Genomic DNA, 22,319 nt, shown 5'->3' on the forward strand with positions numbered 1-22,319 from the left:
CCCACGGATTCCGGAAAGCAACAACAGGGGCGGGCGATGGAGCAGACACACACCTCCCAGAGCGGCGCGGCGACGACCACCCCGGGCGCACAGCGCCGGGTGCTGGTGGTCGAGGACGATCCCACGATCGTCGACGCCATCGCGGCCCGGCTCCGCGCCGAGGGATTTCTGGTGCAAACGGCGTCCGACGGTCCGGCCGCGGTCGACACCGCCGAGGCATGGCAGCCCGACCTGCTGATCCTCGACATCATGCTGCCCGGCTTCGACGGCCTCGAGGTCTGCCGGCGGGTGCAGGCGCAGCGGCCGGTGCCGGTGCTGATGCTCACCGCCCGGGACGACGAGACGGACATGCTGGTCGGGCTCGGCGTCGGCGCCGACGACTACATGACCAAGCCGTTCTCGATGCGGGAGCTCGCGGCCCGCGTGCACGTGCTGCTGCGCCGGATGGAGCGGGCCGCGCTGGCCGCCGCCACACCGCGCTCCGGCATCCTGCGCCTCGGCGAGCTGGAGATCGACCACGCTCAGCGCCGGGTCCGGGTGAAGGCCGACGACGTCCATCTGACGCCCACCGAGTTCGATCTGCTGGTGTGCCTGGCGAACACCCCGCGCGCGGTGCTCTCCCGGGAGCAGCTGCTGGCCGAGGTGTGGGACTGGGCGGACGCCTCCGGCACCCGCACGGTCGACAGCCACATCAAGGCGCTGCGCCGGAAGATCGGCGCCGAGCGGATCCGCACGGTGCACGGCGTGGGCTACGCGCTGGAGACACCCACCCCGTGAGCGGCGACGGGCGCCAGGCCGCACGGAGGAGCCCCGGGACCCTCGGCGAGGAACCCTGGGGCGGCGTCCGCCCGTTCTCGATCAAGACCAAGCTGGGTGCGCTGGTCGTCATCGCGGTGCTGATCACCACCGGCCTGTCGATCGTCGCGGTGCACACCAAGACGGAGCTGCGCTTCATCACGGTCTTCTCGATGATCGCCACCCTGCTCATCACGCAGTTCGTGGCGCATTCGCTCACCATGCCGCTGGACGAGATGAACGCGGTGGCCCGGTCGATCTCCTACGGCGACTACACGCGCCGGGTGAAGGAGAACCGCCGGGACGAGCTGGGCGACCTGGCCCAGACGATCAACGTCATGGCCGACGAGCTGGAGGCCCAGGACAACCAGCGCAAGGAACTGGTCGCGAACGTCTCGCACGAGCTGCGCACCCCGATCGCCGGGCTGCGCGCGGTGCTGGAGAACATCGTCGACGGGGTCACCGAGCCCGACCAGGAGACCATGCGGACGGCCCTGAAGCAGACCGAGCGGCTGGGCCGCCTGGTGGAGACCCTGCTGGACCTCTCCCGCCTCGACAACGGCGTCGTACCGCTGAAGCTGCGCCGCTTCGAGGTGTGGCCGTACCTCTCGGGCGTGCTGAAGGAGGCCAACATGGTCGCCTCCGCGCGCGCGGGCATCGCCTCCGGCTCCGGCAGCCACACCCGTACGGACGTCCATCTGCACCTCGACGTCTCCCCGCCGGAGCTGACCGCGCACGCGGACCCCGAGCGCATCCACCAGGTCGTCGCGAACCTGATCGACAACGCGGTCAAGCACAGCCCGCCGCACGGCCGCGTGACGCTGCGGGCGCGGCGCGGACCGCAGCCGGAGTCGCTGGAGCTGGAGGTCCTCGACGAGGGGCCCGGCATACCGCGGTCGGAGTGGCACCGGGTCTTCGAGCGGTTCAACCGCGGCCAGGTGACCCGGCCGCACGGTCCCGGCAGCGACGGCGGTACGGGGCTCGGCCTCGCCATCGCCCGCTGGGCCGTGGACCTGCACGGCGGCCGGATCGGGGTGGCCGAATCCGAGCGGGGCTGCCGGATCATCGTCACTCTCCCGGGCCTGACTTCCGTCCCAAGTTGACGTAAAGTCCGAACCGGAAGCACAAGATCCACGACGGACGCCGCCGTTCCGCGCAGCTCGACACGTGTGATCAGGGCTGGCCCGCGCGACCCCTCGAACACATGCGCGCCGGGCAGGCGCCGGTGCAGGCTCTCACATGCGGAACCACGCTTGTTTCCCGCCATATCAAGCCCCGAAACAAGATTTCCGATGTGACTTACGCGACGATGACCTTGCTCGACCTGACCTTCTCCGTCAGGGAGGCGTAGCCTTTATTCCCGCTGTCCATCACCTTGTGAAGCGGAAGAGGGCGGTTGCCGCCGTGTCGCCACAGTCCCCCAGTAACTCATCGAGCTCCCCCAGCCTTCGGCCGGGTGGTACCCCCACGACCGACGACCAGGCCGGGAAGAACCCCGCTGCCGCGTTCGGTCCGAACGAGTGGCTCGTCGACGAGATCTATCAGCAGTACCTCCAGGACCCGAATTCGGTAGACCGCGCCTGGTGGGACTTCTTCGCCGATTACAAGCCGGGCGCTCCTGCCACCCCGGCTCCGGCGGGTACTGCGGCCACGGGGGCCGCAGAGACCACCACCACGGCCCCGCAGGCGCAGTCCGCGGCTCCGGCCCAGGCCCCGGCCCCCCAGGCCGCCGCCCCGGCCGCACAGCCCGCCGCCGCGGCCCCGGCCCCCGCTCCCGCGGCGCAGGCCGCCCCCGCCCCGGCCAAGCCGGCGCAGCCCGCACAGGCGCCCGCTCAGCCGAAGGCGAAGGCCGAGCCGGCCAAGGCCGCCCCCGAGGGTCCCGAGTACGTGACGCTGCGTGGTCCGTCCGCGGCCGTCGCGAAGAACATGAACGCCTCGCTGGAGCTGCCGACCGCCACCTCGGTGCGCGCGGTCCCGGTGAAGCTGCTGTTCGACAACCGGATCGTCATCAACAACCACCTGAAGCGCGCCCGGGGCGGGAAGATCTCCTTCACGCACCTGATCGGCTTCGCGATGGTGCAGGCCATCAAGGCCATGCCGGCGATGAACTACGCGTTCGGCGAGAAGGACGGCAAGCCGACCCTCGTCAAGCCGCCGCACGTCAACCTCGGCCTGGCCATCGACCTGGTCAAGCCGAACGGTGACCGCCAGCTCGTCGTGGCCGCCATCAAGAAGGCCGAGACGCTGAACTTCTTCGAGTTCTGGCAGGCCTACGAGGACATCGTCCGCCGCGCCCGCGACGGCAAGCTGACGATGGACGACTTCACCGGTGTCACGGTCTCGCTGACCAACCCCGGCGGTCTCGGCACCGTCCACTCCGTGCCGCGGCTGATGCCCGGCCAGTCCGTGATCATGGGCGTCGGCTCCATGGACTACCCCGCGGAGTTCCAGGGCACCAGCCAGGACACCCTGAACAAGCTCGGCATCTCGAAGGTCATGACGCTCACGTCGACCTACGACCACCGGGTGATCCAGGGCGCCGCCTCCGGCGAGTTCCTGCGCCAGGTCGCGAACCTGCTGCTCGGCGAGAACGGCTTCTACGACGAGATCTTCGAGGCCCTGCGCATCCCCTACGAGCCGGTCCGCTGGCTCAAGGACATCGACGCCTCGCACGACGACGACGTCACCAAGGCCGCCCGGGTCTTCGAGCTGATCCACTCCTACCGGGTGCGCGGCCACGTCATGGCCGACACCGACCCGCTGGAGTACAAGCAGCGCAAGCACCCCGACCTGGACATCGTCGAGCACGGCCTCACCCTGTGGGACCTGGAGCGCGAGTTCGCCGTCGGCGGCTTCGCCGGCAAGTCGATGATGAAGCTGCGCGACATCCTCGGCGTGCTGCGCGACTCGTACTGCCGCACCACCGGCATCGAGTTCATGCACATCCAGGACCCCAAGCAGCGCAAGTGGATCCAGGACCGGGTGGAGCGCCCGCACTCCAAGATGGAGCGCGAGGAGCAGCTGCGCATCCTGCGCCGGCTGAACGCCGCCGAGGCGTTCGAGACCTTCCTGCAGACCAAGTACGTCGGCCAGAAGCGCTTCTCGCTGGAGGGCGGCGAGTCCGTCATCCCGCTGCTCGACGCCGTGATCGACTCGGCCGCCGAGTCGCGCCTCGACGAGGTCGTCATCGGCATGGCCCACCGCGGCCGGCTGAACGTGCTGGCGAACATCGTCGGCAAGTCGTACGCGCAGATCTTCCGCGAGTTCGAGGGCAACCTCGACCCGAAGTCGATGCACGGCTCCGGCGACGTGAAGTACCACCTGGGCGCCGACGGCACCTTCACCGGCCTGGACGGCGAGCAGATCAAGGTCTCGCTGGTCGCCAACCCCTCGCACCTGGAGGCGGTGGACCCGGTCCTGGAGGGCGTCGCCCGCGCCAAGCAGGACATCATCAACAAGGGCGGCACGGACTTCACGGTCCTGCCGGTGGCGATCCACGGCGACGCGGCCTTCGCGGGCCAGGGCGTGGTGGCCGAGACCCTGAACATGTCGCAGCTGCGCGGCTACCGCACCGGCGGCACGGTCCACATCGTCATCAACAACCAGGTCGGCTTCACCGCGGCCCCCGAGTCCTCGCGTTCCTCCATGTACGCGACGGACGTGGCCCGCATGATCGAGGCCCCGATCTTCCACGTGAACGGCGACGACCCGGAGGCCGTCGTGCGTGTCGCGCGGCTCGCCTTCGAGTTCCGCCAGGCGTTCAACAAGGACGTGGTGATCGACCTCATCTGCTACCGCCGCCGCGGTCACAACGAGTCGGACAACCCGGCCTTCACCCAGCCGCTGATGTACGACCTGATCGACAAGAAGCGCTCGGTGCGCAAGCTCTACACCGAGTCCCTGATCGGTCGCGGCGACATCACCCTGGAAGAGGCCGAGCAGGCGCTCCAGGACTACCAGGGCCAGCTGGAGAAGGTCTTCACCGAGGTCCGCGAGGCCACCTCGCAGCCGCCCGCCGGGGACGTCCAGACCCCGCAGGACGGCTTCCCGGTGTCGGTCCCGACCGCGATCTCCGCCGAGGTCGTCAAGCGGATCGCCGAGTCCCAGGTCAACGTCCCCGACAACATCACCGTCCACCCGCGTCTGCTGCCGCAGCTGCAGCGCCGGGCGACGATGGTCGAGGACGGCACGATCGACTGGGGCATGGGCGAGACCCTGGCCATCGGCTCGCTGCTGCTGGACGGCACCCCGGTCCGCCTCGCGGGCCAGGACTCCCAGCGCGGCACCTTCGGCCAGCGGCACGCGGTGATCATCGACCGTGAGAGCGGCGACGAGTTCACCCCGCTGATGTACCTCGCCGACGAGCAGGCCCGCCTGAACGTCTACAACTCGCTGCTCTCCGAGTACGCGGCGATGGGCTTCGAGTACGGCTACTCGCTCGCCCGCCCCGACGCGCTGGTGATGTGGGAGGCGCAGTTCGGCGACTTCGTCAACGGCGCGCAGACGGTCGTGGACGAGTTCATCTCCTCGGCGGAGCAGAAGTGGGGCCAGACCTCCGGCGTCACCCTGCTGCTCCCGCACGGCTACGAGGGCCAGGGCCCGGACCACTCGTCCGCCCGCCCGGAGCGCTTCCTCCAGCTGTGCGCGCAGAACAACATGACGGTCGCGATGCCCACGCTCCCGTCGAACTACTTCCACCTCCTGCGGTGGCAGGTGCACAACCCGCACCACAAGCCGCTGATCGTCTTCACCCCGAAGTCGATGCTGCGCCTGAAGGCCGCGGCCTCGAAGGCGGAGGAGTTCACGAGCGGCGAGTTCCGTCCGGTCATCGGCGACGCGTCGATCACCGACCCGGCCGCCGTGAAGAAGGTCGTCTTCTGCGCGGGCAAGGTCTACTACGACCTGGAGGCCGAGCGGGTCAAGCGCGGCGTCACGGACACGGCGATCATCCGCATCGAGCGCCTGTACCCGCTGCCGGGTGCCGAGCTCCAGGCGGAGGTCAACAAGTACCCGAACGCCGAGAAGTACCTGTGGGCCCAGGAGGAGCCGGCGAACCAGGGTGCCTGGCCGTTCATCGCGCTCAACCTGATCGACCACCTCGACCTGGCGGTCGGCGCGGACATCCCGGCCGGCGAGCGGCTGCGGCGCATCTCGCGCCCGCACGGCTCGTCCCCGGCGGTGGGCTCCGCCAAGCGCCACCAGGCCGAGCAGGAGCAGCTGGTGCGTGAGGTGTTCGAGGCGTAGTGCCTCCGGCGGCTCGCCGCACGCTCAGGGCCCGGTACCGAGTTCTCGCTCGGTGCCGGGCCCTTCTGCCTGCGCACAGGGGTCAGGGTCAGCCCAGGTAGGCCTCGAAGTCCCAGTAGGGGCGGACCCGTTGGCGGGCGGAGAGGGTGTGCGGGTGCTGGGCGCCCAGGGTGCGGGTGAGGGCGAGGAGGGCGTCCTCCTCCACCTTGCCCGCCTCCTCCTGCTCGTGCGTCGCCCGCAGATCAGCGGCGAGCGCCACCTGGCAGGACAGGGTGAGCGGATGGTCGTGGCCCAGCGTGTGCCGGGCCCGGCGCAGCGTCTGCCGGCTCAGCTCCGCCGCGTCCCCGAACCGGCCGGTGATGTTGCGCGCGCCGGCCGCGTTGAGGGCGCAGCCCAGGACCCATGGATGGTCCTGGCCGAGGGTGGCGCCGAGCCCGGCGAGCGCCGCCTCGAACATCGCCAGCGCCTCGCCGCGCTCCCCCGACGCCTGCATCACCAGTCCGGTGTTGGACAGCATGCCGGTGGCCACGGGGTGCGCCGGACCGAGCAGCGACCGGTAGCCGGCCTCCGCCTCGTCGATGAACTCGCGGGCCTGACGGAGGTCGCCGTGCTCGCGGAGGAAGTTGCCGTAGTTGGTGAGGAACGCCAGCGTGCGGTAGTGCTCGCGGCCGTGCAGCTGGATCAGCTGGTCCAGCAGGCTGGCCATGCCAGGGCCGACGTCCGGGGCGTGCCCGCCCTCGCGGCGCCGGCACATGGCCAGCTGGGAGCGGGCCTCCAGGGTCTGCGGGTGCTGCGGGCCGAGCACCTGGACATGGAGCCGTACGACGGGCTCCTGGCGGGCCAGCGCCTCCCGGTAGCGGCCGAGCAGGCGCAGGCTGTGGGTGACCGCGTTGCCCGAGTGGAGGGTGTTGATGTGCCGGGCGCGCAGCACGCTCTCGCGCCGGGCCAGGGTCTCCAGGTCGAGTTCCAGCGCCTCGGCGTACCGGCCCAGCATGCGCAGGGCGACACCGAGGTTGTGCCGGGCGACCAGGGTGGGGGGCTCGTCCGGGCCGAGCAGCCGCTCGTTGCCCTCCAGCACCTCGCGCTGGAGCTCGTGCGCCTCCTGGTAGCGGCCGAGGGAGCGCAGGCCGGACGCGATGGCACTCTTGCTGACCAGTTCGCCGACCTCGTTGCGCCGGGGTGCGGCGCCCAGCTGCTGGAGCACGCCCCGGTGCAGGTCGTACAGCTCGCGGAAGCGGCCGCTGTTGCGCAGCATGTTGCCCTCCTGGGTGGCCAGGTCGAGCATCGGCTGGTCGATCGGGTCCATGAACCGGGACCAGTGCGGGCGCACCTGCTGGACCAGTTCGAGACCGCCGCTGTACTCGCCGCTGCGGGTGCAGTAGCGCAGGCAGTTCAGGACCAGCTCCTGCACCCGGGGCTGCCGGCTCTCCAGGGCGCCGGAGGGTTCGAGGTGCGGCAGCAGTTCGGCGTAGCGCGGCCAGTTGCGGCTGTCGGCGGGGTTGCCCGGGTCGGCCTCGGCGAGCAGGGTGCGCACCGCACGGCGGTGCAGTTCCTGGCTGCTGTCGCTGGTCAGCTTGGAGACGATGTCGTGGACGAGCCGGTGCATGTGCACCGACTCCTGGTGCGGGCCCATCTCGGCGGCCAGCGGCCCGCGGGTCTCCCGGGTGAGCACCGAGTAGTTGACCAGGGTGTCGAGGGCCCGGGTCCAGGCGGGCAGGTCGGTGGACATCCAGCGCAGTTCCTCGGGCAGCTCGGCGCGCGGGTAGGCGCGGATGAGGCCGAGCGGGATGCGTCCGGGGGCGAAGGAGGTGCACAGGCCGAGCACGTCGATGGCCTGCGGCTGGGAACGGCGCAGCCGGTTGAGGAGTATGGCCCAGGAGGTGAGGGAGGACTGCGGGAAGCCCTCCCCGGTGACGGGCTCGTCGACGGTGGACAGCCGCCGTTCGCGGACCATCCGCAGATACTCGCCGACCTCCATGCCGGACTCGCCGAGCCAGGAGGCGGCCTGCACCAGGGGCAGCGGCACATCGCCGAACTCGGCGGCGACCTCGTCGGCGTCGTGGGCGCTGATGTGCGGGGCGCGGCGCATCAGGTAGGCGGTGGACTCCGGGCGCAGGAAGGCGGGGATCTCCAGCATGTCGGTGTGCTCGCTCCAGCCCCGGTTGCGGGAGGTGATCAGCACATGGCCGGGGCCCTGCGGGACCAGCGCCGGCACGCCCTCGATGTCGTCCCAGCCGTCGAAGACCACCAGCCAGTTCGCGTACGGGTCCCCGCGGCGCAGCGCGTTGCGGACCGCGCGGATGCGTTCGCCGGGCTCGCTGCCGATGCGCAGGCCGAGTTCGACGGCGAGTTCGCCGAGCCGGTCGCGCTGGATGGTGCGGTCGTCGCTGTTGACCCACCACACCAGGTCGTAGTCGGTGCTGAAGCGGTGCGCGTACTCGGCGGCCAGCTGGGTCTTGCCGATGCCGGACATGCCGACGAGGGTGCAGGCGGCGGCGCCGCGCTCGGCGTCGGCGAGCCGCTGGTGGAGTTCGCCCAGCAGGTCGTCGCGGCCGGTGAAGCGCGGGTTGCGGCGAGGCACCTCGCCCCAGATCTCGCAACGCTCGTCCGGGAACCGGATCCGGCCGGGCAGCGCGCGCGGGCGGGCGACCGGCTCCAGGTCGAGCCGGCGCAGCAGGCGCTCCTCGGCGGCCTCCTCGCTCAGCGCCCACAGGCTGGCCGGTTCCAGCACGGCGGTGGCGGGCAGCAGCGGCCGGTTGGTGAGGTTGACCGCGGCGAACCGGCCGGAGTGCGCGGCGACGAAACCGCGCAGCGCGTCGTTCCACTCGCCGGGCGGGCGCGGGCCCAGCTCGAAGAACCAGTCGTTGAGGACCAGCAGCACCCGGCCGCTGGCCAGCAGCAGATCGCCGAGCGAGTCCTCCAGGGCCACCTCGCGCGGCGGGTCCCAGCGCTGGAGCGTGGCCCGGTGTCCGTGCCGCTCCAGGCACTGCGCGATCCACGCCGCCCACGAGCGGTAGTACCCCGGGAAGACCACGAGCACATGCTCGGGTGCCACCGCACCGTTCGCACCCGGCCGCCGCTGTTCCGCCATCGCCGCTCCCTGTTCCACCGCGGCCGCCGGCCTCGTGGCCGGCCGCACGCATAACGTAACGCAAGAGTGCTTCCACGGAGCGTCATCCCGGCGTCCGGGCCGTCGCCCCGAGGTGCGCGTGGTGGCGGCCCATGTGCCGGACGAACTCCCTTCCGTACGGGGTCAGTTCATCGGACCCGGCCAGCACGGACAAGGCCTCGGCGACCTGCTCGCGGCAGGCGTCGAAACGCTCGGCGGCACGCCGCCGCCACGCCCAGGCGGGTCCGGTACGGGCCCTGCCCCACAGATCGAGCAGCGCCAGGTGCGCGTAGGCGCCCTGGAGCACGCCCGGGACCGGCCGCGGATCGCGCCGCCAGCCCACGCGGTGCAGGCTGCCGCCGGGCCGCCACAGCGGGACCAGCTCGTCGAGCACGGCGAGCTTGGTGTGGTGCGTCTCGTGCACCAGCAGCTCGACCAGCTCCCGCCGGTCGGCCGGCAGCTGGGCCAGTACGGCGCCGGGCGCGGTCCGCACGGTGGCGCTCAGCGACGGCCCGGCGCCGGCCCGCGGCACGAGCGGGACGACCGAGCGGACCAGCGCGGCGGTCTCGGCGGCCCGCGCGGGGTGCGTGGCGGCCAGCAGGGCCTGCGCGTCCCGCCAGCGGGCGGCCCACGCGGCGTGGTCGGAGTACGGGCGCTCGGCCGCGGGCACCGCCGCCGGTCCGATGCCGCCCGGGGGCACCCGGTAGGGGTCCACGTCGTCGAGCACGGCGGTGCCGCCGGGCAGCGTGTGCAGCGCGGACCAGGCGAGGGCGCCGTCGGCGCTCCACCGGGTGCCGGGTCCCGCCGCGGCGGTGCCGGGCAGCAGCAGCGTCTGCCCCGCGCCGTCGGTGATCCGTACGGCTCCGTCCCGGCCGGACAGCCGGGCCCGGCCCCGGGCGCAGCGCAGCAGTCCGATGCCGGGCAGGGGCAGGGTGCCGGCCGGCAGTGCCCGGGTGGTGGTGAACCGGCAGCCGGCGCGCAGCGCGGCGGCGACGGCCACCGCGCCCAGGCCGGCGACGCCCTCCTGGAAGGCCGGGCCGTCGGGCGCGGCGAGCGCCGCGGCCAGCCAGGCGCCGGTGGTCGGGTAGTCGAGTACGGCGCGCACGACCGCGGCGTCGGTCCGCTCGGCCCGCTCCAGCAGCGCCCAGTCGTCCTCGAAGCGCCGCCGTACCGCGGCGGGCAGGGTGGCGCGCAGCCGGTCGACCCGGACCAGGAAGGACTTCAGCAGCAGCATCCGCCGGGCGTGCAGGGCGGCACACAGGGCCGTGGTGACCGCGGGCAGCGGCCGGGTGCGGGCGAGGGCGGCGAGCGTCCCGGCCGGGACCGGGCGCGGAGCCGGGGCGTCCGGGACCGGGCGGGGAGCCGGGGCGTCCGGCCGTACGTCGTCCACGGATCCCACGGGCCCCAGGGGTCCCACGGCTCCGGAGGTCATGCCACGGTGTCCTCGCCGCGTCCGAGCGGGCACGCGGGACCGGCCGAAAATGCATGTCCGGGCCGGCCCGGTATGAGATCGTCGTCGCCGGTCGTGTACCAGACCCGGCGCAGTCCCTCGGGGTCGGCGAGCACCCCGGCGACCGCCGCGAGCACCGCCGGGTCGTCCATGGCGCGCAGTGTCCGCAGGTCGACGCCGGTGAGGTCGGGCGGGCCCACGACCCCTCCGGCGTGCTCGCCGAGGCCGGCCCCCCGTGTCCCAAGCTCCCCCACCCTCGGCTCCTCCCTGGCCTTCGCCGGCCTACGCCCGCCCGCGCAGCCGCAGTGGCTGCCCACTTCTTCCCGACAGGCCGGAAACAGAAACCCTGGACGGCTCAACTCCGGTCAAGTTCGCTCACGTCGGTCCCGTACCCGGACCACGGCCACCAGGGCGGGGCCGTGTCCCGCCACGCCTGCTCGGGCAGCGACCGGGCGTCCGCCGGCGGTCGCGCCCCCTCCGCACTCCGGGTCAGCTCGACATCGGCCCAGTCGACCTCGCGCAGCGCGCCCACGAGCCGCTGCCACTGGTCCCGGGCCGCCCGGAACGCGCCGCGTGCCGCGCTCGGCCGTCCCATCAGCGCCAGCACCGCGCCGCTGCCGTGCCGGGCCCTGGCGGCCGTCACCGAGCCGGGGTCGCCGCCGTGGGCCGCCGCCGCCTCCCGCTCGGCGTTCTCGTACGCCTGGAGCGCCTCCATCAGCATCGGGGCACCCGCGTGGTACCAGCCCTCCAGCCGCACCCGGCCCAGCTGGAGCCACACCTCGGCCCGCACGGCCGCGTCGGTCGCCGCGCGCACCGCCTGGCCGAGCAGATGCCGGCTCTCGAACAGGTCGGGCAGGAACCCGAGATGGCGGAACCGCTGGGCGAGCGCGCTGCCGACCAGGCCCTGGAGCCGGCCGCGGTGCGCGGACCGGGCGGGCAGCGACTTCAGCGCCTCGCGCAGCACGGACTCGGCCCGGTCGACCACGCCGGCGCCGTCACCGGCGGCGGCCCGCCTGAGCAGGGACTCGCCCCAGGCGGTGAGGAGCCGGACGCGCAGCGGGCCGTCGGCGGGGGCGAGCAGCGCGGCCCGCTCGTAGGCCGTGTCGGCCTCCCCGGTCTCGCCCGCCGCGTCGTGGAACGCGGCCAGCGCGGCCAGGCAGGGCAGCAGCAGCCCGGGGTCGTCCCCGGCGGCCTGCCGGGCGTCGTGGAGCGCCCGCCGGGTCTCGGTGTGCTCGGCGCCTGCCTCGCGCAGCGCCCGCGCGAGATCGAGCAGCGCGGGCCCGCGTACGGCGTCCGAGGCCCGCTCCCGCGCCAACAGCGCGCAGGCTTCGCGCAGTTCGGGCACGGCGGCGCCGGGGTGCCGCAGGTCGAGCAGGATCCGGCCGCGCAGCAGGAGCCGGGCCCGGTGGGCCGTCGCCTCCCAGGGCGCGTCCCGGGTCACGGCGGCGGTCCCGTCGGCGCCGTCCTCCCGTACGGGCGGCGCGGTACCGCCGTCGCCGCCGTCCCAGGGCCCGGCGGGGGCGGGGTGCCAGGTGCGGGCGGCCGTGGTGACGCGGGGCCAGGGCGGTACGGCGGGGTCCAGAGTGCGCAGCGCCGCGGTCAGCTGGGCCGTCTCCGCCGTCAGCAGCCACATCTCCCGTCGGCAGGCGGCCAGTTCGAGTGCCGCTTCGGCCCGCTCCCGGCTGTCGGCGGGGGCCGCCGCGTGGGCGGCGTCGAGTTCGGCCGCGGCTTCCCGCAGCAGCCCGGCACGCCGCCCCTGCGCGCGTGCGCCCGCCGTACCGGCCTCGGCGCGCAGCACCCGGCCGAGGACCAGGCGGGCCCGTACGGCGGGACCCGGACCGGTGTCGGGGGCGGTCCCGGTGCCGGTGCCCGCCGTGGCGACGCGGGCCTGTTCCCCGGCCCGGCGCAGCATCTCCGGGTCGGCCAGCTGCTGCCACCGGGCGAGCAGCCGCTCGGCCTCGGCCAGCGGGTCGGGGGTGACCAGGTCGGGCAGGTAGAAGCGGAGCACGCGCGCGGGGATGCGGGCGAACAGCTCGGCCCGCACCCCGCCGCCGTCGCGGGCCCCGCCGTCGTCGTCGGCGAGCCGCCCGGCGCCGGCGGCCGGGGCGTGGTCGGCGAGCCGGGCCGCGGCCAGGGCGGCGAAGTTGCGGGTGCCCTTGCCGAAGTGCCGTTCCACGTAGGCCGAGCAGTGCTTGAGGACCAGGCCGGCCGTGTCCTGGTCGAGGGCAGGAGCAGGTCCTGCATGCGCGGCGAGTAGGCGAAGCACGGCTCGTCCTCGGTGCCGGGCAGCTGCCGCAGCAGTCCGCCGAGCAGCACCTCGGCCAGTTCCATGGGGCCGGTGTCGGGCAGCATGGCCCGCTGGACCAGCTGCATCACGGGCAGGGTGAGGGGCGCCGCGGCGAGATAGACGGCCAGCGAGAGGGCGCCGGGCGAGGCCGAGGCGCGGAAGGCGCGCAGCACGTCGTCGTCGTCGCGCGGCGGGGCGGCGGCCGGGCCGTTCGGCACCGCACCGGGGTGGGCGAGGCCGGCCCAGGCGTGCTCGCGGGTGGGCCCGGTGCCGGCGAGCAGCCGGGCGAAGGTCTCGAACGCCTCCGGGGTGGGCTGGAGCACCGGCACGGGGCGGGCGCCCGGCGGTGGTTCCTCCCACGGCTCGTCCTCGGGCAGGAAGTCGAGGCGCCCGCCCGTCTCGCCGGTACGGATCAGCAGTCCGGGTTCGGCGGGCAGCGCGGTGCGGCCCCACAGCCGCGGCGGCAGCGGCTGCACGACGGCCAGCGGGGCGGTGCGCGGCCAGCCGTGCAGCAGGCGCTGTGCCGTGCCGTTCTGCCACAGAGGGCCCACGCAGTCGCTGATGACGAAGGTGAGCCGGCGCCCGCTGGGGTCGTGCAGCTCGTCGGCGGGGCGCAGCCGGGTGTGCCGGCCGGGGCCGGCGGTCGTACCGACGAGGGGCGTCCCGGAGTCGTCCGCGTACAGGTGGTGGACGCGGACGGAGGCGAACGCGCCGGACTGCTGGCAGGCCTGGCGCAGCTCCTCGACGAGCCGGCCCCAGACGGCCATGGCGGGCCCGGTGTCCATGAGCAGCTGGACGTCGCAGCGCCGGCGGCGGCCGGGCCGGGTGACCGGGAGGAGGATGCCGCTCGCGGCGGCCCGTTCGGCGGTGGCCGCCTCGTCGATCCGCTCGTCCCGGCCGTGCACGGAGGCCGTGCGGTAGCGGCCGAGGAGACGTAACGCCTTCTGCAGGCCGAGCAGTCCGGGCAGGGCGCCCGCCGCGGGGGCGCGGACCGGGAAGGCGGCGGGGGCGGCCTCGCTGCCGCCCGGCGGGGCGCCGCCCGGGGTGTGCAGCGCGACGGCCGGGGCGGGCGCCTGCGCGCGGGGCCGCGCCGGGGTGCCGGGGCCGGCCGGGACCGCGGCACCGGGCTCGGCGTCCGTCCGCTCCGCGCCGGGCGGGGAGCCCGGGCCGCCCCGCCCGGCCCCGGGGGCGGGGCTGCCGGGCGGCTGCGCGCCGTCGCCCGGCGGGGCCGCGCCCAGCCGGCGGGCCAGCCAGAGCGCGTCCGCCACCTCCTCGGCGGTCGGCTGGAGCCCGCCCTGGCGCAGCTTGCCGATCAGCTCGTCCAGGCGCATCCCCGGCATCCGCCTCTCACCTCGTACGGTCGAGCGGTTGCATCAGCATCTCGGCGATCCGCTCCCGGGTGAGGCCCTGTGCGTGCGGATCGTGCTGGGTGAGGAACAGGGCGTTCAGGAGCTGGTCGGCGGCGAGCACCTCGCCGGGTTCGCGCTCCAGGAACCTGCGGATCAGATCCGCGCCCGCGGTGACGCCGTCCGTGCCGAGGTGTGCCTCGACCATCGCGGTGAGCTGCTCCTCGCCGGGCGGGTCGAGCTCCAGCTGGACGCAGCGGCGCAGCAGCGGGGCGGGGAAGTCGCGTTCGCCGTTGGAGGTCAGCACGATCACCGGGAACGTGCCGCACGCGATGCGCCCGCCGTGCACGGCGACCCGGTCGCCGTCGTGCGTGAGCACCTCCACGACGGGTTCCCGGTCCGCGAGCCGCTCCAGCTCGGGGATCGAGAACTCGCCCTCCTCCAGGGTGTTCAGCAGGTCGTTGGGGAGGTCGAGGTCGCTCTTGTCCAGTTCGTCGATGAGCAGCACGCGGGGGTGCTCGGCGGGCAGCAGCGCGGTGCCGAGCGGTCCGAGCCGGATGTAGGAGCCGATCCCGGTGGCGGCCGCACCGCCGTCGGCGCCGCGGGCACGCTCCAGCTGGACGTCCTGGAGCCGGGCTATCGCGTCGTACCGGTACAGGCCGTCCTGGAGGGTGGTGCGGCTGACGACGGGCCAGCGCAGCACCTTGCCCAGGCCGAGTTCATGGGCGACCGCGTAGGCCAGGGTCGACTTGCCCGTCCCCGGGTTGCCCGTCACCAGCAGGGGCCGGCGCAGATAGAGGGCCGCGTTGACCGCGTCCACCTCGGCGGGGCGCGGCGCGTAGTTCTCGACCAGCCGGCGGCGCACCCCGAGCCTGCGGGCGCTGCTGGGGTCCTCCGTGCCGCCGTCCGCGTCCTCCCGGGAGGCGGCGAAGTCACGCCAGGGCGGCGGCGCCGGCAACCGCCGCATGCCGTCGTGCGGCTGACCCACTCCGCGGTAGATGCGCCAGTCGTTCACCTCGGGCTCCTCCCGGCTCTGGTGATCATGCAGCGGGCCCGGCCGTCCGACGTACGAGGCTACCGCCCGCCGGCCGGGCCCGCCGGGGTTCGCGGCGTCCGGTGCCCCTCTCGCCTCCTCGTGAACACCCGCTCGACTCACCTGAGTTGACGTGGTGTTCACCGGGGGCGGCGGGCCACCGGCGGGTCAGCCGCCGGGCGCGGCCAGCGGCGGCGGCCGCATGGTCTCCGTGCCCCGGGGCGGCCGGTCCGGCGGGTCGATCAGCACGGCGACCTTCCCGCGCAGGCCGTGCGCGCGGGCGGTGTCCGGGTCGGCCAGGCGGATGCGCAGATCGCGGACGGGGCCGTGCAGCCCGTCCGCGTGCCCGGCGAGCCCCAGCAGACCGGCGGCCTGCCGCTGGAAGTCCCCGCACTCGTCATGGTCATGTCCGTCGCGGCGCCACAGCACCACCGAGTGCCCGGAGCGCAGCGCGTCACGCATCGCCGCGTAGCCCTCGCCGCTGCCGACGGGACCGCAGTAGACCGGCACGGAGGTATCACCCATCGCCGACAGGGCGCCGTAGTACGGGTACTTGCCCCCGGCCGGGACCCCCGGCGGATGCCCCTCGGCGGCGGGCCTGCCGTGCAGCGTCCCGGGCACCAGGGGTCCCTGCCGGGCGCCCTTCCAGCGCCGCCGCCACTCCGGGGAGGGCGGCAGCCCGTTGCGCCGGATCTCCCGGACGACGACGGTCCGCCGCATCCCGAGCGGCAGGGCCCGCTCGTCCACGAGGTCGTCGTCCTCGTCGTCGCCCTCGCCGGCCGTGTCCTCGCCGTCCAGCAACTGCCAGTCGTCCACCGGGAGGTCGAACAGCTTGCGGGGCAGGAAGACCTCGATCGCGGCGAGGTGCTCCCCGTGGTCGCCCTGGCTCAGCGCCCGGGCCAGCGGCTCGCGCAGCACCCGGGCCAGCTCCTCGGCCCGTACGCCCCGGTCGTCCGCGTCGACGGGGGTGACGTCCTGCCCGTCGTAGAGCAGCTGCACGCTCCAGGGATGCCGGCCGTAGGTGGCCGGCCCGACCTTCACGAGGACGTCGGTGCGGGTGCCGGAGGGCGCGTCGGAGGCGAGCGCGACGGCCGGCCGCGCCGCGGGGCTCCCCTCGGGAGCGGGGACGGCGCGGGGGGCGGGCAGGGTGCGTCCGGAGACCGAGGCGGGTCCGGCGGGCGTGGTGAGCTCGGTGTACGACGGTGCGCTGACGCGGCCGACCGGGGACGGCGCGTCGGCGGCGGCGTGCTCGCACGCGGCCCCGGCCGGTGGCGGGGCGGCGCCCGCGCCGTTGGGCACCGGCGCTCCGCCGGGCAGGCCGTCGGGAGGGGCGCCGGGCAGGCCGCCGGCGGGTCCGCCGAACGGCGGGGTCCGTCCGCCGGCCGAGGCCAGCAGCGCGCGGATGGCCTCGCCGACCGCCCAGTGCCGGTGCCCGGCGGCCTGCCCCGCGATCCAGTCGGTGAACGCCCGCAGCCGTTCCGCGTCCACCTCGCCGGCGTGCTCCCGGGCTGCCGTACGGGCCACCCGGGCCGCGTACAGCAGGACGGCGTCCAGGTCGACCAGCGTGCCGCCGCCGCCCGGCTCCAGCGTGCGCAGGCCGTACAGCAGCCCGGCGCCCTCGCGCCAGGTCCGCACGTTCCGCAGCACCAGCGAACGCAGGCGCTCGCCGCGCACCTGCGCCTTCACGTCCTCCACGAGGTGGACGACCTCGCCCGCCCCGGCCGGCGGCGGCAGGTGGGCGAGATGGCCGTACAGGCGGGTGCGCAGCTCGGCGGTGATCCCGGAGACGGCGGGCGCCTGTCCGGGCAGGGCGGCCTGGAAGGCGGTCCAGTCGGGGTACGGCGAGGGGGTGCCGGGGAGGCCCGCGTGGTGCAGGTCGTGCGCGCGCAGCACCTCGCGCACCACGCGTTGCGCCTCGCGCGCGTCCAGCAGTTCGTACAGCGCGGTGACCGGGACGGCGACACCCTCCTCCCGGCGGCGGCCCTTGATGACGCCGATGACGGACCCGTGCCGCAGGTCGAGCACCGGCCCGCCGGACAGTCCGCCGACCGGCAGGATGCCGGCGAGCAGCAGGGCGCGCGCGTCGGATCCGGCGAGTTCGGCGCTGCCGTGCCGGATGCCCAGTTCGCCGGTCTGCACCGACCAGCCGTACAGCCCGAGCGGAGTGCGCGGGCCCGCTTCCCGGTCGCCGAGCCACAGGCAGCGCACGTCCTCGGCGCCCCTGACCCGGACGAGCGCGAGGTCGGGGAAGGGCCAGGGGTCACGGACCGGTCCCGCGCCGGCGGGCCGCGGCACGACGACGGCGGCGGTCCCGGTGCCGCTGCGCGGCTCCCAGGCGCCGGCGGCGGTGCGCTCCTCCCAGGTCACGCTCAGGGCGCTGTCCCCTCGGCACACCGCGGCTCCCCCCTTCCCCACGACGTGGGCGCAGGTCAACAGCCAGCCCGGGGCCACGAAGAACCCCGACCCCCAGTACAGGTCACGGTCCGTTGCATACCCGTCACCCGGTGCGCCGATGCGCGCGAGGGAGGGGCGCACCATCTCGTCGACGGCGCTCATACGGCGCCGGGGGCCTGGGGACGCGGCGGTACGGCGGCGCCGCCGGGCGGCGCGGGATCCGGGCCGCCCGCCACCGCGGCCGGCTCGGTCCAGGTCAGGGACACGCTGAGGGAGGAGGTGCCGCCGCCTTCCGCGATGGCGCTCACGATCTTGCCGGACTGCGCCGTCAGTTCGATTCCGAAGCTGACGGAGACCTCGACCGGGGTCGGCGCGTCCAGACCGGCGCGCAAGGAGCGCACGACACCGCCGACCGTGCCGGCCAGCCCCTCCGCCATGTCGACGACACGGTCGCCGAGCCCGGTGTCCCGATAGCCGTCCTCGTCCAGCGCCTCCTCGTCGGCCGCGCTGATCCTGGCCCAGACGACGGTCCCGTCGTCCAGACGTACACGTGCGACTCCGCCAGCCATGACGCCCCCGTTCGCCGATGGGAGGAGAAGGCTAACTCCCGGGGAGGGAGAGGGGGAGGGAAAGCGACGAGCCGGCGAGGCCGCCCCCCTCCGCTCGCCGCCCTCGCCTGCTCCTCCGCCCCTCGCCTACTCCTCTACTCCTCGTCCTCGTCGTCGTCGAGCCGGGCGAGCCAGGTGGCCAGCCGCTCGACGGGCACCTCGAAGTCCGGGTTCAGATCCACGAACGTACGCAGCTGCTCGGCAAGCCACTCGAAGGTGACCTCTTCCTCGCCACGCCGCTTCTCCAACTCCTCGATACCGCGGTCGGTGAAGTACATAGGGCCCGTCTCTCCTGCGTATACGTCCAGCCTGCCGACAACCCCCACCAGCCTATGCGCACACGAAAGAGTGTCTTGACTTCCCGGATCCACGATATATCGTGTTTGCGGGAGGACGCGATATGGCGCGTCGCGACCGTATGCGGCCGAGGAGGTCCCATGTCCGAGTGGTCCGTCACCGAACCCCAGAAACTGACCTTCGACACCCCCGTACGCGACCTCCGGGTCCGCGTCGTCAACGGCACGGTGAACGTCGTGGGCACGGAGGAGAGTTCCGCCCGCCTGGAAGTCTCGGAACTCGACGGCCCGCCCCTGGTGGTCACCCAGACCGGCGACACCCTCACCGTGGCCTATGAGGACCTGCCCTGGAAGGGCTTCCTCAAGTGGCTCGACCACAAGGGCTGGCGCCGCAGCGTCGTCGTCTCCCTCGCGGTCCCCGCCGACACCCGCGTGGAGGTGGGCGTGGTCGGCGCCGCCGCGGTCGTCTCCGGCATCCGCGGGCCTTCGGTGATCAAGGGGGTGACCGGCGACACCACCCTCGTCGGTGTCTCGGGCCCGGTCCGCGCGGACACTGTCTCCGGGAGCCTGGAGGCCCAGGCGGTCACCGGCGATCTGAAGTTCCACTCGGTCTCGGGCGACCTGACCGTGGTCGAGGGCTCCGGGCCGTCCGTCCGCGCGGACACCGTCAGCGGCTCCATGATGGTCGACCTGGACCCGGAGGGCCCCACGGACGTCGGCCTCACCAGCGTCTCCGGCGAGATCGCCATCCGCCTGCCGCACCCGGCGGACGCGGAGGTCGAGGCGAACACCGCGAGCGGCACGATCTCCAACGCCTTCGACGGACTGCGGGTGCGCGGCCAGTGGGGCGCCCACAAGATCACCGGCCGCCTCGGCGCGGGCACGGGCAGGCTGCGCGCCACCACGGTCTCCGGCTCGATCGCCCTGCTGCGCCGCCCGCCCCGGGACGAGGAGGAGCACACCCCCGACACGTCCCGGGCCGGCACGGGAGACAATTCCGTCTCCGGCCAGGACGCCGGCGCCACCGGCGCCCCGGCCGACGGCACGACCGACAAGAAGGTGCTCTGACATGGCTCCCGTCTTCGCCCACGGCCGCCTCCGCCTCTACCTGCTCAAGCTGCTGGACGAGGCCCCGCGCCACGGCTACGAGGTGATCAGACTGCTGGAGGAACGCTTCCAGGGCCTCTACGCCCCCTCGGCCGGCACGGTCTACCCGCGGCTGGCCAAGCTGGAGGCGGAGGGCCTGGTCCGGCACACCACCGAGGGCGGCCGCAAGGTGTACGCCATCACGGACGCGGGCCGCGCCGAGCTGGCCGACCGCAGCGGTGAACTGGCCGACCTGGAGCTGGAGATCCGCGAGTCGGTGGCCGAACTGGCCGCCGAGATCCGGGCCGACGTGCGCGGCGCGGCCGGCGATCTGCGCCGCGAGATGCGCGCCGCCGCTTCCGAGGCACGCCGGGGCACGAAGGCGTCCGCGGCCGACTCGCCCCCCGGGGAGTACGGCGGGGTGAACGACAAGGAGGCGTGGAAGGCCGCCAAGGAGGAGATGCGCCGGGTCAAGCAGGAGTGGAAGGAGCAGGCGCGGCGGGCCAAGGACGAGAGCCGCCGGGCCCGCGACGAGGCCCAGCGGGCCCGCCGCCAGGCCCAGGAGGCGCAGGCACGGGCACGGGCGCAGGCGCAGGAGGAGATGCAGCGCATCGCCCGGCACGTCCAGGACCGCGTGCAGGACCACTTCACGCGCGGCGACTGGCCGACCGGCGTCCGCGAGGGCCTGACCGAACTGGCCAAGGAGTTCGGCGAGTTCGGCAAGGACTTCGGCAAGGAGTTCGGCAGGGAGTGGGGCTTCGGCCGCACCGGCGAAGGCGGCCCCGCGCCGGCGCCCGCGGCGGACCCGCACTACACGGCCGCCACGGAGGACTTCCCCGCCGAGTACGAACCCTCCTGGGCCCACGACGCCCCCGCCGGCGACCCGGCCCGTGACCTGGACCGCCTCCTGGACCGCTTCCGCGACGACATCCGCGACGCGGCCCGCGACCGCGGCGTCTCCCCCGCCCAGCTCAGCGAGGCCCGCCACCATCTGTCCACGGCGGCGGCCCACATCGCGGCGATACTCCACACCCCCCACCCCTGACAATCCTGCCGGGTTCCGGGACGAGGGCCACTCTCCGCCTCGGGGGGCGGGGCGGGGCCCACGGGGGTCACCCTCCAGGCGAACCCGCCGGGCGGTGGGGGGTGGGCCAACGGCCCGGGGTCCGGGGCGGAGTCCCGTGGGCGTCCTCGGCACACCGCGCGAACATCAACGCCTCCCGTACTTCTTGTGCACGGCCTGCCTGCTGACACCCAGCTCCGCCGCGATCTCCTGCCACGACCAGCCCTGATCGCGCGCACCGCGCACCTGCACCGCCTCCAGCTGCTCCAGCAGCCGGCGCAGCGCGGCCACGGCCCGCAGACCGACCCGCGGATCACGGTCACCGGCACGCTCGGCGAGATCCGTTGCCTCACTCATGACGTCAAACTAAGTTGACATCCCCTACACGTCAACCGAAGTTGACAACCCCGCCGCGCGAAAGGCGGGCCCGGCACCCCGGGCCCGCCTCCGGCCCCACCACCCCGTCGAGCCTCAGGAGTTGGTGAGCACGATCTTGCCGAACTGCTCCCCGGACGCGAGCCGCTCGAAGCCCTCGCGGGCCCGGTCCAGCGGCAGCACCTCGTCGATGACGGGCCGCACACCGGTCGCGGCGCAGAAGGAGAGCAGATCCTCCAGCTCGTCCTTGGTGCCCATGGTGGAGCCGACCACCTTCAGCTCCAGGAAGAAGATCCGGGTCAGCTCGGCATGCGAGGGCCGGTCCCCGCTGGTGGCACCGGAGATGACGAGCGTGCCGCCGGGCCGCAGCGACTTCACCGAGTGGGACCAGGTGGCGGCGCCCACGGTCTCGATGACGGCGTCCACCCGCTGCGGCAGCCGGGCCCCCGGCTCCACCGCCTCGACCGCCCCCAGCTCCACGGCCCGCTTCCGCTTCGCCTCGTCCCGGCTGCTGGCGAAGACCCGCAGCCCGGCGGCCTTGCCGAGAATGATCGCGGCCGTGGCGACACCGCCGCCCGCGCCCTGCACCAGGACCGAGTCACCGGGGCGCACCCCGGCATTGGTGAACAGCATGCGGTACGCCGTCAGCCAGGCGGTCGGCAGACAGGCGGCCTCGGCGAAGGACAGCCCCTTCGGCTTGGGCAGGACGTTCCAGGACGGCACCGCGACCTGTTCGGCGAACGTGCCCTGGTAGCGCTCGGTGAGGATGGAGCGCGGCTCGTCGGGGCCGACACCGTGGCCGGACTGGCCGATGACGGAGTGCAGGACGACCTCGTTGCCGTCGGCGTCGACGCCGGCGGCGTCGCAGCCGAGGATCATCGGCAGCCGGTCCTCCGGCAGGCCGACGCCCCGCAGGGACCAGAGGTCATGATGGTTGAGGGAGGCGGCCCGCACGGTGATGGTGCTCCAGCCGGGACGGGCCTCGGGAGCCGGACGCTCCCCCAACTCAAGGCCGGTGAGCGGCTGGTCGCGGTCGATTCGGGCGGCGTAGACGGCGAACATGCAGCCGACCCTAGGTGCGCGGCGCGGCCTGCGGAACCAGGCCCGCCTGTGACACATGCCCTCTTGCGCACCACGGCGGCGGCCGTCCCCGCGGCACAGCCCCGTGCCCACGCCCCGGGGAGCATCCCGCCGTCGCCCGTCCGGCGGACACAAAAGCGAAAAGGCCCCGCC

At 74.2% G+C, this 22,319-nt stretch carries 15 protein-coding genes; 5 read left to right on the plus strand and 10 right to left on the minus strand.

Annotated features, from left to right (window positions below; all coding sequences use genetic code 11):
- Positions 1 to 36 precede the first annotated feature (36 nt).
- The 3 genes from ACF073_RS00670 (at position 37) to ACF073_RS00680 (ending at position 6,039) form a co-directional block, all read left to right on the plus strand.
- Positions 37 to 777: a response regulator transcription factor gene (locus ACF073_RS00670; RefSeq protein ID WP_392065525.1), complete on the plus strand. Its 741-nt coding sequence runs from the start codon at positions 37 to 39 to the stop codon at positions 775 to 777.
- Positions 774 to 1,898 carry an ATP-binding protein gene (locus tag ACF073_RS00675; protein ID WP_392065527.1) on the plus strand — a complete coding sequence of 375 codons (1,125 nt, stop codon included), beginning with the start codon at positions 774 to 776 and terminating at the stop codon, positions 1,896 to 1,898. Before ACF073_RS00670 ends, ACF073_RS00675 begins: the two co-directional genes overlap by 4 nt.
- Before the next feature lie 301 nt (positions 1,899 to 2,199).
- Positions 2,200 to 6,039 carry a multifunctional oxoglutarate decarboxylase/oxoglutarate dehydrogenase thiamine pyrophosphate-binding subunit/dihydrolipoyllysine-residue succinyltransferase subunit gene (locus ACF073_RS00680; protein ID WP_392065529.1) on the plus strand — a complete coding sequence of 1,280 codons (3,840 nt, stop codon included), beginning with the start codon at positions 2,200 to 2,202 and terminating at the stop codon, positions 6,037 to 6,039.
- Between the two features lie 88 nt (positions 6,040 to 6,127).
- On the opposite strand, the gene fxsT is transcribed toward ACF073_RS00680, so the two are convergent.
- The 8 genes from fxsT to ACF073_RS00720 all read right to left on the minus strand — a co-directional run bounded on the left by fxsT (position 6,128) and on the right by ACF073_RS00720 (position 18,544).
- The gene (fxsT, locus tag ACF073_RS00685; RefSeq protein WP_392065530.1) at positions 6,128 to 9,130 is read right to left on the minus strand and encodes an FxSxx-COOH system tetratricopeptide repeat protein; all 3,003 of its coding nucleotides are present in this window, start codon (positions 9,128 to 9,130) and stop codon (positions 6,128 to 6,130) included.
- Positions 9,131 to 9,212: 82 nt separating this feature from the next.
- Positions 9,213 to 10,580 carry an aKG-HExxH-type peptide beta-hydroxylase gene (locus ACF073_RS00690; protein ID WP_392065532.1) on the minus strand — a complete coding sequence of 456 codons (1,368 nt, stop codon included), beginning with the start codon at positions 10,578 to 10,580 and terminating at the stop codon, positions 9,213 to 9,215.
- Positions 10,577 to 10,852: a hypothetical protein gene (locus ACF073_RS00695; RefSeq protein WP_392065534.1), complete on the minus strand. Its 276-nt coding sequence runs from the start codon at positions 10,850 to 10,852 to the stop codon at positions 10,577 to 10,579. The genes ACF073_RS00690 and ACF073_RS00695 overlap by 4 nt, the downstream gene beginning before the upstream one ends.
- Before the next feature lie 1,366 nt (positions 10,853 to 12,218).
- A complete protein-coding gene (locus ACF073_RS00700; protein WP_392065536.1) occupies positions 12,219 to 14,225 on the minus strand; it encodes an SAV_2336 N-terminal domain-related protein in 2,007 nt (668 codons plus the stop codon).
- 7 nt (positions 14,226 to 14,232) lie between these two features.
- Positions 14,233 to 15,246, minus strand: coding sequence for an AAA family ATPase (locus ACF073_RS00705; RefSeq protein WP_392065538.1), 1,014 nt, complete (start codon positions 15,244 to 15,246; stop codon positions 14,233 to 14,235).
- 186 nt (positions 15,247 to 15,432) lie between these two features.
- A complete protein-coding gene (locus ACF073_RS00710; protein WP_392065540.1) occupies positions 15,433 to 17,820 on the minus strand; it encodes a trypsin-like peptidase domain-containing protein in 2,388 nt (795 codons plus the stop codon).
- Entirely contained in the window at positions 17,817 to 18,227 is a 411-nt protein-coding gene (locus ACF073_RS00715) for a CU044_2847 family protein (protein ID WP_392065541.1), read from the minus strand. The genes ACF073_RS00710 and ACF073_RS00715 overlap by 4 nt, the downstream gene beginning before the upstream one ends.
- A 134-nt stretch (positions 18,228 to 18,361) precedes the next feature.
- Complete coding sequence (locus tag ACF073_RS00720) at positions 18,362 to 18,544, minus strand: DUF6104 family protein (protein ID WP_018571400.1); 183 nt, start codon at positions 18,542 to 18,544, stop codon at positions 18,362 to 18,364.
- Positions 18,545 to 18,703: 159 nt separating this feature from the next.
- Between ACF073_RS00720 and ACF073_RS00725 the strand changes: the two genes are divergently transcribed.
- Together ACF073_RS00725 and ACF073_RS00730 are read left to right on the plus strand one after the other, a co-directional pair.
- Positions 18,704 to 19,630, plus strand: a complete 927-nt coding sequence (locus ACF073_RS00725; protein WP_392065542.1) for a DUF4097 domain-containing protein — start codon at positions 18,704 to 18,706, stop codon at positions 19,628 to 19,630.
- 1 nt (position 19,631) lies between these two features.
- The gene (locus ACF073_RS00730) at positions 19,632 to 20,693 is read left to right on the plus strand and encodes a PadR family transcriptional regulator (protein WP_392065544.1); all 1,062 of its coding nucleotides are present in this window, start codon (positions 19,632 to 19,634) and stop codon (positions 20,691 to 20,693) included.
- Between the two features lie 165 nt (positions 20,694 to 20,858).
- Here ACF073_RS00730 and ACF073_RS00735 read toward each other — a convergent pair whose 3' ends face one another.
- Both ACF073_RS00735 and ACF073_RS00740 read right to left on the minus strand, forming a co-directional pair.
- Complete coding sequence (locus tag ACF073_RS00735) at positions 20,859 to 21,068, minus strand: helix-turn-helix domain-containing protein (RefSeq protein WP_392065546.1); 210 nt, start codon at positions 21,066 to 21,068, stop codon at positions 20,859 to 20,861.
- A gap of 114 nt (positions 21,069 to 21,182) precedes the next feature.
- A complete protein-coding gene (locus ACF073_RS00740; RefSeq protein WP_392065547.1) occupies positions 21,183 to 22,148 on the minus strand; it encodes a zinc-binding dehydrogenase in 966 nt (321 codons plus the stop codon).
- Positions 22,149 to 22,319: the final 171 nt, after the last annotated feature.

Origin of the sequence: Streptomyces sp. NPDC015171 (assembly GCF_043079545.1) — a bacterium.
Taxonomy (GTDB): domain Bacteria; phylum Actinomycetota; class Actinomycetes; order Streptomycetales; family Streptomycetaceae; genus Streptomyces.